The following is an 11,308-nucleotide window of genomic DNA, read 5'->3' as shown; positions in this document are numbered from 1 at the left end:
ACTTGTTTCTCCGCAAGCCCTTACCAGCCCGCCCAATGGGCGAATCACATCAACGTCGACGGGAGCCGACACGCGGTGCCGGTCGAGAAGATCCTTGAGCGGGCCATGGAGCACCTACCCGTCCTGATCGCGGACACCATCGAGGAAGTGGCCACCTGGCCGTAGCCGCTGTCCAGAGGTGTCACCGGTCAGTGAACCTGGAGGCTTGCTGGCTCTCACAGGCGAGCGGCCCATCCGGTGTTCCGGCGACCGAGCGGCTCGCACTGACCTCGGGACACTTCCCGTTGGGGTGCAACACCTATGCCGAAAATCTCCGCCTCGCGGGTAACTGTGCAGGTCAGGACTGCAACACAGAGCGTGTTGCACTTCGCGTTGCAGATCCGTGTTGCAGACGACGCTCAGGCGGAGGCTCCGCCGCTTGGGACCCAGCTGTCGAGGAAGTCGGCCAGAGCGCGGCGCTGTTCTTCCTCGCGGGCGATCTGCTGAGCGAGGGTGTCTCGGTCGATGTACGGGTCGACGGCAGCGAGGACCAGGCGCTGGAGCTCATCCGGCTCCAGGGCTTCGACCTCCCACTGCACGGCGTGTGCGGGGTCGAAGCCGTAGCGGGCGGCGAAGGCCGGCCATCTCGGGTCGCCGCTCTTGCCCTCGGTCGCCGGGAGCCCGTACGCGCGAACCTGGTCATAGGTGAGCAGCACCCTGGAAACCGAGCTCCAGCAGCCCGTGCGCTCCACCCAGTCCCGCTCGATGTCCTCACCCGAACAGTCGAAGTCGCCCACTACAACAAGAACGGCTCCGCGCTGCTCGCGGGCGACTCGGTCACGGACAACGTCGGCGTACGACTGGGAGCTGAAGCCGCGGACCACCAGGACGGGGATACCCGCGAACTCGAGCCAGACGGTCAGCTGCTGGCGCAGGGTGTCCTTCTCCGCAGCAACGTACAGGGCCCGCTTCTGGCCTGCGGTGCGGTCCAGGCGGAACCAGCCGGGCATCTGTGCGACGAAGGTGGTCGCGTCGGGCCAGGCCGGCGGAACGTGGACTTCGCGGACGGTGTCGATCAGGTCGGGGAAGCGGCCCTCGCGCCGGGCCTGGGCGAGCTGTGCGGACAGGCGCCGGTACATCGGCGGCGTGTGCGGCAGGACGCCCTCGGAGGCGAGTCGGTACATGACCTGGCGCAGCGTGACCTTCAGCGGCGCGTACCCGTCCACTATCTGCCGTGCCCGCTCCACGACAACCGTCCACCGGATCCGCTCACGCGCCATACCGGTACATGTACCCATCGCGGCGCCGCAGGCCCCGGGCTCAAGCAGACCTCTCCCCACGGCTATCGCGTGGAAAGAGGTGTCGTTTTCCGAAAGAGGCTTGCCCACCGGCTCTGACCTGGGCAGACGGGCAGCCTGCGGTTTCGGGGGTTCCCACTTCCGGTCACACCTCCGGTCCCCCACTGAAAGCAACCCTGCAGACAACCCTCCAGCCCCCTCCCGGTACAACCCTCTCCAGGGCTATCGCCTGGTGCGGTGCGTGGAGACCGTCACTTCCAGGCCGCCCACCGCCCGCCGTCCCCGGTCCCGGCCGTAAAGTGACCGCCGCTGAGCCGTACGTGCAAGCACGGGGGAGGGGGAAAAATCCATGAAGGCAGTGGTGCTCTACACGTTGCTCTGGGCCATCACGGCCGCAGTCACCTGGCGGTGCTGGACCAAGTGGCGCCGCAGCGCCGACCAGTTGTGGCCGACCAAGTGGGATGCCCTGTCCTGGGCCCTGCTCCTGCTGGGCCTCTCGACGGGGGCGACGCTCCAGCTCCTCAACGTGGCCCCGGCCATCACCAACAGCGTGGTACTGATCCTGCTGGTGGCGGCTGCGGCGAGCACGATCGCCAAGCCCATCTCGACGCGGCGCGCCGATGGGGCCACCAGGGCGATGCGCAGCGGACTCGGGCTTCCCGTCGAGCGGCGCATGTGGCGTCCCGCCACCATCGGCGCCCTGTGGTGCATGGGCGCCTTCCTGCTATTCAGCGTGTGGTTCTTCGCCGTCTCCGGCGATAAGCGGCAGCCGGAGATGGATCAGTCCAGGGATACCGGGTTCATGATCGCCTTCGGCGTCGTCGTCCTCGGTCTCGTGCACGCCGGTGTCCAGGAGGCACGCGTCGGCCGGGAGCAGCGGCGCGTCCGCGCCGCCGAACACGACTACCTCGCCCAGGGCACACCGGAATCTGGTCCTCCTCAGTAGCAGCCCATCAGGCTCCCGCTGATCCGAGCAGGCGGGCAAGCCACCGCGAGGGAAAGCTTGCCCAGGGTCCTCTTGGGCTTGCCCCGCCACGATCAGCGCCGGGAACAGCTCACGGTGGGGCTTGCCCTGCACCTGCTCGCAATTCTCGTTCTGCGGCTCGGACAGCTCCAGGATCACCCGGGGTGTGGTCGGTCATCTGGAGGGGCGGGCGAGCCGCCGAACCGGGGCACGTCCTCGACGGCCGCATCCAGGCCAGGCGCACGTACCGGATCGGATGCCGGTAGACCCCACCCCGGTCGACGGAGGTGTCGGCGCTGATCTCCGCGACGAGGCCCGGCTCGACGAGGGTGGTGTCGAGGATGTCGCGGGTTCCCCAGGCCGAGGAGAATCTCGCGCCTGTCCAGGGATGGCCGGGGCCGGCCGCGGTGAGGTGGGCGGCGAGCTCGCGGGCCGCGTCGGGGCGCAGCGGAACGGTGCGGCCGACGGGACGGAGGCGTCCGGTCGGCCGCGTGGCGGCCCAGAACCAGGAGCCCGGGTCGGGCCAGGGTTCCGGTGATGGCGCCGACGATCGCCTCAGAGGTATCTCTTCGCCTGATCTTGGTCCAGCCGCGCGCTCCCGGCCTATAGCGCTGGCTCAGGTTCTTCAGGACCAGGCCCTCGACGCCGGAGATCTCCGTCCAGTCCTCCAGCCACTCCTGGGCCGTGGCCGGGTCGGTGGTCATCGGGCACAACGTCCACGGGGAGGTCAGTGCCCGGGCCGCGAAGAGGACCTCGAGTCGTCGGCGGCGCTCGGCGTAGGGCAGCGCCAGCAGCTCGGTGCCGTCGATCTGCAGGGCGTCGAAGGCGGAATCCGACGAGTTTCTCGATTCCTGCACGCCCCCGGACGGGAACTCTCCGCCTGGGCCGCAGGCCTGCAGGGGAAGTGCGGCGGGTTCCCCGTCGGCGTGCTGGGTGGGGGTCGGTCCGTCGTGGTCGGTCGCGGCGATCTGCGGCAGGTCAGCGAGGCTCTCGGGCCGAACCAGGTGCTCGTCGGGTGGCCGGGAGGCCAGCGCCAGCCGGACGCCCTCCCCCGTGTGCTCCAGCCAGGTCGCCCCGACACCACGCTCGGCGGCCATCTCCCTGAGCACCGCCAGAGCCGGCGGCAGGCTGGGGATCGGACGGCCGCGGATCCGCCGCCCGTGCCCCCTGGCGAACGTCCGCGGCCACGGCGCGAACAGCCCGAGCTGGCCGGGAACCCCCTCCACACACACGGCCGGATCGTCGACGGGCGCGGCGGGCCGCTCCCGGACCCAGGCGGGACGCGCGACCGGCCGCCGCCCGCGCGGCTGCCGCAGGGGACGGCTGGTCAGAGCCCTTCAATCCCGAGGGCCAACTGCAGCGGCCGCCCGGACGGCAGCTCCCGGCGCTGGAGCTCCGCGGCCAGCCACTGCTCGTCCTCACCGAGCCGGACCACCGTGCGGCAGCAGCGGCAAGTGCTGTCCGAAGCCAGGACCGTCGTCCAGCCGCACCGCCGGCATACCCCCTCCGCCATCGTGCCGCGACGCATCCGGTAGACCTCCTCCCGGCACACCGCGCACACACCCATGCCGGTCACCCGCCCCCACGTCGCGCACAGACCGCACGACCCCGCCACCAGCGTGCTCACGGGCTAGTTCGGGGGTAGGGCGCGCCGGACCGCCCCGGCGCCGCTCTGCCGGGGCACCAGCCGGGCCCCGCTGCCTGCCCGCGGATTCTCACCAGCCGCCCGACGCATTTCCCTCACCTGTGTGGGGCGGTCAGAGGCCGAGGGGCGTGCCGCGGAACTGCTGGTAGGGGCGGGCGTCGGAACAGTCCCGGATGACGAGGCGCAGCATGATGAACACGTTGTCCACGTCCACGCACTTGCCGGAGTGGACGCCGCGCAGCTTTCCGCCGGGGAGCAGCTCGAACTGCTGGTTGCCGGCGCCGTGGCAGGAGTTCAGGCCGATCGGCGAACCGTTCTCGGTCTTGGCGTACTGGACGTCCAGGCAGTGGCCCATGGAGCGGACGGTCTTGTCGGCCTCCAGCGTCCACAGCTGGTTGATGCCGCCGTTGCACTTGTAGAGCTGGACCGGGGCGCCGTCCTTCGTGCTGCCGTCCTTGACGTCCACGCACTTGCCGTTGGCCACGCTGATGACCGGGCCGGAGCCGGCCGGCGGCGGCGGCGGCGGGGTGCAGTGGATCTTCACGAACGCCGTGTACCAGTCACCGGGATACCAGATGGGGGGCGGGACCTCGGTGACCTTGCAGAGGTTGAGCGGGTAGCCTTCGGCCGAAGCCTGACTGTAGGCCGACTGGTAGGCCGCCTCCGTAGCGATGTTGAGGGGGCCGTAGCCCGTGCCGATGAAGTACTTCGGCTCGGTGGGCACCGAGGTGGCGGCGGTCTGGGCGCCTGCGGACTGCGGCAGGGCGGCAGCTGTGGTACCGGATGTCATCACGAACAACGCTGCGAGAGTGGCCATGATGGCAGCCACGAGCGTGCGGGCCGATTTCATTGTGGGTTCCTTCCTTAGGTCAACAAGGCGCGTGCTGAACAGGGGTCGAGAGCGCAGGTGCAGGCTGCCGAGCAGCCGTGCACGCGCTGCCGGAGGAGGGGTCCCGTCCGCTCTCCGGCGGGCACGACGCTACCGAGGGAACGGGCCGCTGGAGTCTCACGAGGGTCTCAACCGATCTGACAGGTATGAATTTTGAATGATCGTCAGAAATTTGGAGGGCCGGGCTGGGCACTGTCCTGGCGCTGGCTGCGGCCTCGACCGCGTGGTGGGTGTTTCCGCCACCCTCTCGGCCCGGCTCCGGCGAACCCGCGTCAGGGGCCGAACCGTACTCCGGCCCCGGCGCGGTAGCCCGATCCGCCGCGGCCGATGGAACAGCTGGTCAACACGGCGGGGCCGGAAGGCAGCCAAGCCGATGCAGCGGCGTGACGGCTCCCGGCCGGCCGGACTACAGCGGATGCCTCGCGGTCGGCACACCTCCGCAGCGTCGGACCTTCGGCTGTCCTACGGGACCTCGCGTCAGGCCGGCCGGATCTGCAAGATCACCGACCCCGTGCTTCGGCCTCGTCCATCGTGTACGCCCACGAGGGCCGGTCCGGATCCGCCCGGCCCAGAAGCTCCCAGGCCGCGCTCAGCGCCCGGCCGGCGGCCGCGGGGTCACCGGCCCCTGCGAACGGGCTGACATCACGGCCAGATGGGCCCCGACAGCGGGTGTCACCGACCGGTCCCCGCAGCCGCGGGCGGCGTCCCTGAGGGCAGGCCCGCTCGGGCGCCGTGGCCAGCAGCTGCTTGCCTCTCCACGGTCAGACCCCCACCCCGCGGATACCCCCTACCTCCGGCACATCGCTACGATCACCGATCGTCAGCCCCTACGGCAAACAGACTTCAAAGTCAGTAACAGACCTGAATTGACTGACCTGTTGACCGACGATCGCCAACGGTGCAAGATCACCAGGCACTGTCCGGTGCAGTGGCCGCGGAGTTGTCTGCCGTCCCGATCCACGATGGAGGAGAACCACCGCGCACTGCGCATCCCTTCCCGATGTGACCGGCGCAGACAGGCGTCGGTAGGGCAGGCCATCCGTGATCAAGAGGGCCGAGGTGCGAACGGCCGCGATGAAGGCGGTACTCGACACGGTGACGAGACCCGTGGTGATCAACCTCGTGGGTCCCGTCGGCTGCGGGAAGTCGGCGATCCTGGCCGAACTCGCCACTGCGGTGCCCGTGGTGGACGACGTTCGCAGCGAGGACGATGTGGCGCGGCTCGCGCTCCCAGCCGACGGTCCGGTCGTGGTGGCCAGTCGCCGGCCTCTGCCGTCGTACCGCGCGTGGCGTCCGGGAGCCCAGGTGATCACTGTCGAGGCCGGGCCGTGGCCGGACGAAGAGATCAGCCTGCTGGTGGACGGGTTCGAGTTCCCCCAACCGCATCTGCGCGAGGGCGTGCTGCGGCTCGCGGGAGGCAACGCACTGCTCGCCTCGGCTCTTTGCCGGGCCTTGCACGCCGCACCGGACGGCGGTCCGGGCGTGCTCGATGCCGCGGCCGACGCCGCGGCGCGCGAGGTGTGCGAGCGCCTCGGTGGCGAGGCGGCCGGGATCGAGCGGGCGCTGCTGCTCGTCGCGGCCGTGGGGCAGTGCGATGTCGAGCTGCTCGGCCAACTCGGGGAGGACGGGACGGTGTTCGACCGCCTGCGTGCCTGCAGCGTGGTGGTCCCGGGCGCGCTCGGGCTGGCCGTGGCCGAACCGTTTCGCACCGTCTTCGACCAGGCTCTGCGCTGGCGCACGCCTGTGGCCTACCGCTCGGCGCGGACGCTGGCCGCCGCGCACCACACGCGGCTGCTGCCCGCCGAGCACAGCGGAGCGACCCGCAGCAACCGGATGGCCGGGGCGCTGTACGCCTCGTTGGACGGCCCGGTGCGGCGGTTGTTCAGCCCGGTGACGGCGCCCGTGCACGTCCGTCCGGCCCGTGCCGACGATGCGTCCGACGTCGGCAGGCTCGTGCGCCTGTGGGCGGAGCGTGGCGGCATGGACGTCCGGCGCTCCGAGCGGCTGCTCGGCTCGTTGCTGCACGGCGTACTCGATGGCCTGCACGTCGTGTGCGACCGGGAGGACCGACCGGTCGGACTCAGCGCCACCGCGCCGATTTGCGACGCGACCATGCCGGTCCTCGAACCTCTGCTCCAACAGCACGCGGACGCCGTGTCCGGCGGCGGGCTCTTCATTGGGCTGGCGATGTACGAGGACCGGCAGGAAGCGGCCCGGTCGGCGCTCTTCCGGCACCTGCTGTCCACCGCAGTCGACCGGGGCCGGCTGGTCACCTCGACGCCGTCCGTCGAGTACCAGGCGCTCTACGAGCACGTGGGGGTCCGCGCGCACGGGCAGCTCCGCCACGACGTGTACGGCGGAGGCTCGGTCTGCCGGGTGTACTCGCAGGACTTCGCCGCCGCGGGCGGCGTGCCGCCCTGGCTGGAACGGCTGAGGACCCGGGCCCCGGCCCCGGTGCTGCCCGACGACGCGGCCTGGTTCAACCGCCATATCCGTCAGGCGCTGGAGGGCCTGCACCGCCCGCAGCAGCTCGCCCGCAGCCCGCTGCTGCCCGTGGCCGGCGACCCGGCCGCACTGCGCGAACTCCTCGAATCCGGCGTGCGGCACCTGGTGGAGAGCGCCGTCGCCACGGAGGCGGAGGCCGGGCGCATCCTGTCGCAGTACTACGTGGAGCGGGGTGGCGGGCATGACTTCATCGCGATCCGGCTGCACATGAGCCGGGCCACGTACTTCCGCAGACTCAACCAGGGCCTTACCCTGCTCGCCAGCGCCGTCCTCGCCAGGTGCAGGCAGACGGGCTGCTGAGATCGACGGGCTACCGACCGGGCCGGGCTCCCCGGCGTAGCGCTGCTCCAGGAACGCGAAGTAGTGGTCGATCAACGTGATCTTCTTGCGGTTCGTCGAGTGCGCCCGCTTGCCCCGGCCCCGCGACGTACTGGTCCAACGCCCGCGGCGTCAGCTGCCACGGCACGACCCCGTAGAAGCAGCAGACCTCGATGACGGGCTGGACCAGCCGCTCCAGCGTCGTCGCGGCAAGGCCGGCGACGTCCCGAGCCCAGCAGTACTCCGCCAGCGTGTCCTGGAACAGGCCCCGCTCATCCTCCGGCGACGCCCCGGCCGCCGTGCGACGCTGCATCGTCAGGACGTCGGCCAGACCCTCCAAACGGCCGGCCGTCTCCGACTTTGCTCTGCTCCCACCGATCAAGGCGAAGCGACGAGTCCTGGAATCTGCCACAAGCACGCAAATTACGAGTGGAACTCCAGGAATCCAGGAGAAACGGGCAAATCTTCACACGATCGCGTGCAACACCGGACCCAGCCCTTGACCAGCGCCAACAAGCCGAACACCTCCTCACGGGCTCCGAAGGAACCCGACGGAACTCCACTAATGAAGAACGCCGGGGTCTTCGCCGCGAGCGAGGCCGCGGTGCGTCCGCGGGCAGCGGCCCGGCGCTGAAGCGCTTCGAAGGACAACCGGCCCGCCGCGGCGTCCCACACGACGAGCTCGCCGTCCAGGACCAGGCCCTCGGGCAACTGGGCGGCGGCCGCGACCAGATCGGGGAAGCGGTCCTGGATCAGGGAGCCGCGCCGGGTCTGCAGGAGCAGTCGGCCCCCGGATGCGGTGGGGGTGAAGAGGATCGCGCGGTGGCCGTCGAACTTCTGCTCATACGCCACCCCCGAGGCAAGCGGGCGCGCGGGCGGGATCGCCTCCGCGGCCTGCGCGAAATACGACGCTGGCATGGCCGGGTACACCGCAGGGGGTAGGCCGGCTACCCCCGTGGTGGGCCCGAAGATCAACCCGGGGTGGGTCGAGAAGGCTCCGCCGCCCGGGCTACGTTTTCCGCTGTCCCGTGCGACGTGGACCAGACGACGGAGGAACGATGAAGCTCACGACGAAGGCCGCCCTGACCCTTGCCGCGGTCCCGGCCGCGCTGCTGCTGCTCGCGGGGCCGGCCTCTGCCGGCTCCGGTTTCGATGTCACCGGCACCGGCGGTGACATCGGCGGCGCCTGGGCGCAGGGATACTACGGGAAGGCGGCCGACGGCCGGGTCCACCTGAGCGGCGAGCTCAAGGACACAGCGGGCGACGGCAAGGGCGCGGCGCTCAAGATCCACGCGGTGTACTCGGACGGCGGCACCCGCGACGAAGAGGTCTGGAACACCCGCGGCAACCAGGCGGTCGTGGGCATCGGCGAGTACACCTTCGCGGGGAACGTGCGTCGTATCGAGCTCAAAGAATGCCTGTTGTACCGCGGAGGCGACGGCAACATCTACGTGGGCACCTGCGCCGCGGGCGCGGAAGTCCTGTACTTCTGACGCTCGTCCGAACGGCGAGGCGTTCGAGGATCTCATCCGCGGTCTTGGTCCAGGCATAGAGCTTGGGGATCGGTGTTCCCTGCGCCGGTTCGGCGGCCTGCGGGAAGTACACGCCGCGAACGACACCGTCTTCGCCGGGCGGCTGGTCCACGCTCTGGAGGGTGGAAGCGCCTAGCTGCTCCTGCACCATGTCACCCAGTGGATCTGGAGGCTCTCAGGGGATATGGCTCGGCTTCAGTTCAACGTCTGGGCTTTGTGAGACAAGGCCCAGACGTAGTGCCAACGATTCTCCTTGAGTTCCCTCGGGCCGTTGCTTGTGGCAGCGTCGATGACCGCCCAGAGGCCGCTGCCCGCACTGCTGGCCGCGATGAGTTTGAAGGCGTCCTCCATCACGGGGCCGTAGACGGCGGCCAGGACTGCACCGACAGTGCCCACGGCCGCGCCGCTCACCGCCACGGCCCTGCGCCGTCGAGCCAAGGACATCTGCGCCCTCATGCTGTGCAGCTCCTGCTCGATGTCAGCTGCGATCTTCATCAGGGCCTGCTCGGACTGCACTGCGTTGACTGCATCGTCCAATTCGAGAAGCGACTTCCGCAGAAAGGCCCGAAAGTCCGTATAGTTATTGAATTCGGAAATCGTAATGTCACTGAAGTCCCTCAACCCTACGCCGTCAATGAAGGGCAGTTCTATTTCCAGAATTGGCCGGACAATGCGACTCTTGATCGGGTGTGCGCCGGACGCATCGATCGCCCGGCCGTCACGGATGAGGTAGTCGATGGAGGAAACCTGCTCGGGTTGCGTGAGGGACGTGCGATCGGTGTTGCCCTCTACGACCTGGCCGTCCCGTGACGAGTAGTTGGGGAGGTACCAAGCCAGACCAGCCTTGAGCAGTGGCTCCGAATCCAGAAGCCAGCGTCCGAGCGCGGCAAGGTCGGGACTGTGGATGCCGATGAACGTGGCCGGGTGATTGTTGATGATGTGTCTGTACTGGGCCGCCTCTTCGCCTCTGGGGGACGAGCCCAGGTCCGCGCCAAAGGGCCCGGAGTGGTCTGCGTATAGGACGTCCTCGGCTCCCCGCCGCACGGGCGAGTCGCGAGCCACCTCATGGAAGCTGCTGTTCCAGTCACCGGACAAGAGCAGTGTGTCGGCGACCAGAGTCACTCGCTTCACCAAGTCCTCAAATGCGGCAATATCAGCGGATACCCCTACGTAATAACGGGACCGGGAGAGATTCTTCTGGTCCGTCAGTCTGGATCCGGCGCGCCCCCACATGCGGCTCCCGTAGCGCACGGCAACTCGCTCAGGATCACCTCGCTCATCCGAAGACAGCTGGGAGAAGAAACTCCGCATCGTCCGGGCAACGTCCTTGTTCTGAACCGGCTGGCGGCGTCGCAGCATGGAGCGATTGTGCAGGACCAGTTGCCATGTTGGCATCAGCTCCCGGTTCACGGCCCGGCACAACGCAGGTCCGCCCGAGCGAGTGCCCCAGCAGACTCCCGCCCGCCAGGGCACTGGCAACACCACAGATGGCCTGTCAGCCGCGTGTAGCCGCTACCGCCCTGTTGTGGGCCAGGGCCGCGCAGCGCAGGCCGCTGCCGACGTGCCATTCCAGCACCGGGCCGACCTCGTCCCCGTGCTCGGCGCACCATGCGACCGGGTGCGATCTCTCGCTTTCGTGTCAGCACGTGACCTGCGCGTCTCTCACTCAACGACAGTGGATAGACCCCGATCTCTCACATCCATAACAGTGACCACACACCCCGAAACAACCCCCGACCAGCATCAACACACCAAGGGCCACTATCTCTCACACCACTGTCACCAAACCGAGAGATCGCACCCCGCCAAGGTGTGGACGGGGTGGCTGCGGGTGTGAATAGGCACGCTCATGACAGCCAGCCACCTTCCCGATTGGCCCCCGCTGGCAGCCGCCTGGCCACTTCGTGACAGCCATGATCACTACTGCAGCACAGGGTGAGCTGGGACAGCCGCCCCGCCCTGGCTGACGCCCATACAGCGCCACCTCCGCACCCATTCACACGTTACGGAGCGTGACGCCTCAACTGGCCGTCCGTGGGGAATCTGGACGGTTCTGATCCACTTCTTGTGGGCCGATGACTGCGCGTCACAAGTCCCTGGCAAGATGGCTGTTCGTGTGACTACAGCGTTCTCTGGACGGCCTTCTCTCATCTGGCATCGGTCGCGGTGGATCAGGTG

9 protein-coding genes are annotated in these 11,308 nt (G+C 69.1%); 3 read left to right on the top strand and 6 right to left on the bottom strand.

Features of this window, described 5'->3' with window-relative positions; genetic code table 11:
* Positions 1–398 precede the first annotated feature (398 nt).
* Positions 399–1,259, bottom strand: coding sequence for a hypothetical protein (locus J7F03_RS40555; RefSeq protein ID WP_214958229.1), 861 nt, complete (start codon positions 1,257–1,259; stop codon positions 399–401).
* A gap of 367 nt (positions 1,260–1,626) precedes the next feature.
* Between J7F03_RS40555 and J7F03_RS40550 the strand changes: the two genes are divergently transcribed.
* A complete protein-coding gene (locus J7F03_RS40550; protein ID WP_214958228.1) occupies positions 1,627–2,223 on the top strand; it encodes a hypothetical protein in 597 nt (198 codons plus the stop codon).
* 173 nt (positions 2,224–2,396) lie between these two features.
* Here J7F03_RS40550 and J7F03_RS40545 read toward each other — a convergent pair whose 3' ends face one another.
* The 3 genes from J7F03_RS40545 to J7F03_RS40535 form a co-directional block, all read right to left on the bottom strand.
* The gene (locus tag J7F03_RS40545) at positions 2,397–3,338 is read right to left on the bottom strand and encodes a hypothetical protein (RefSeq protein WP_251073226.1); all 942 of its coding nucleotides are present in this window, start codon (positions 3,336–3,338) and stop codon (positions 2,397–2,399) included.
* Between the two features lie 230 nt (positions 3,339–3,568).
* On the bottom strand, positions 3,569–3,868 hold the full coding sequence (locus J7F03_RS40540) for a hypothetical protein (protein ID WP_214958227.1): 300 nt from the start codon (positions 3,866–3,868) through the stop codon (positions 3,569–3,571).
* Between the two features lie 130 nt (positions 3,869–3,998).
* Positions 3,999–4,676: an RICIN domain-containing protein gene (locus J7F03_RS40535; RefSeq protein ID WP_214958226.1), complete on the bottom strand. Its 678-nt coding sequence runs from the start codon at positions 4,674–4,676 to the stop codon at positions 3,999–4,001.
* 1,140 nt (positions 4,677–5,816) lie between these two features.
* On the opposite strand from J7F03_RS40535, the gene J7F03_RS40530 reads away from it, so the two are divergent.
* Complete coding sequence (locus J7F03_RS40530) at positions 5,817–7,580, top strand: hypothetical protein (protein ID WP_214958225.1); 1,764 nt, start codon at positions 5,817–5,819, stop codon at positions 7,578–7,580.
* 441 nt (positions 7,581–8,021) lie between these two features.
* Here the strand turns inward: J7F03_RS40530 and J7F03_RS40525 are convergent, their stop codons facing one another.
* Positions 8,022–8,516: a hypothetical protein gene (locus tag J7F03_RS40525; RefSeq protein ID WP_214958224.1), complete on the bottom strand. Its 495-nt coding sequence runs from the start codon at positions 8,514–8,516 to the stop codon at positions 8,022–8,024.
* Between the two features lie 140 nt (positions 8,517–8,656).
* On the opposite strand from J7F03_RS40525, the gene J7F03_RS40520 reads away from it, so the two are divergent.
* Complete coding sequence (locus J7F03_RS40520; RefSeq protein WP_214958223.1) at positions 8,657–9,091, top strand: hypothetical protein; 435 nt, start codon at positions 8,657–8,659, stop codon at positions 9,089–9,091.
* Positions 9,092–9,325: 234 nt separating this feature from the next.
* Here J7F03_RS40520 and J7F03_RS40515 read toward each other — a convergent pair whose 3' ends face one another.
* Positions 9,326–10,489, bottom strand: coding sequence for a hypothetical protein (locus J7F03_RS40515; protein ID WP_214958222.1), 1,164 nt, complete (start codon positions 10,487–10,489; stop codon positions 9,326–9,328).
* Positions 10,490–11,308: the final 819 nt, after the last annotated feature.

This window comes from Streptomyces sp. ISL-43, assembly GCF_018614195.1.
Taxonomy (GTDB): domain Bacteria; phylum Actinomycetota; class Actinomycetes; order Streptomycetales; family Streptomycetaceae; genus Streptomyces.
Note: the sequence above shows the minus strand (reverse complement) of the source record. Positions and strands in the feature narration are given on the sequence as shown.

Coding starts and splice junctions, on each gene's coding strand:
- J7F03_RS40555 (WP_214958229.1), bottom strand. CDS start 1,259: ATGGCGCGTGAGCGGATCCGGTGGACGGTTGTCGTGGAGCGGGCACGG.
- J7F03_RS40550 (WP_214958228.1), top strand. CDS start 1,627: ATGAAGGCAGTGGTGCTCTACACGTTGCTCTGGGCCATCACGGCCGCA.
- J7F03_RS40545 (WP_251073226.1), bottom strand. CDS start 3,338: ATGGCCGCCGAGCGTGGTGTCGGGGCGACCTGGCTGGAGCACACGGGG.
- J7F03_RS40535 (WP_214958226.1), bottom strand. CDS start 4,676: ATGACATCCGGTACCACAGCTGCCGCCCTGCCGCAGTCCGCAGGCGCC.
- J7F03_RS40525 (WP_214958224.1), bottom strand. CDS start 8,516: ATGCCAGCGTCGTATTTCGCGCAGGCCGCGGAGGCGATCCCGCCCGCG.
- J7F03_RS40520 (WP_214958223.1), top strand. CDS start 8,657: ATGAAGCTCACGACGAAGGCCGCCCTGACCCTTGCCGCGGTCCCGGCC.
- J7F03_RS40515 (WP_214958222.1), bottom strand. CDS start 10,489: ATGCTGCGACGCCGCCAGCCGGTTCAGAACAAGGACGTTGCCCGGACG.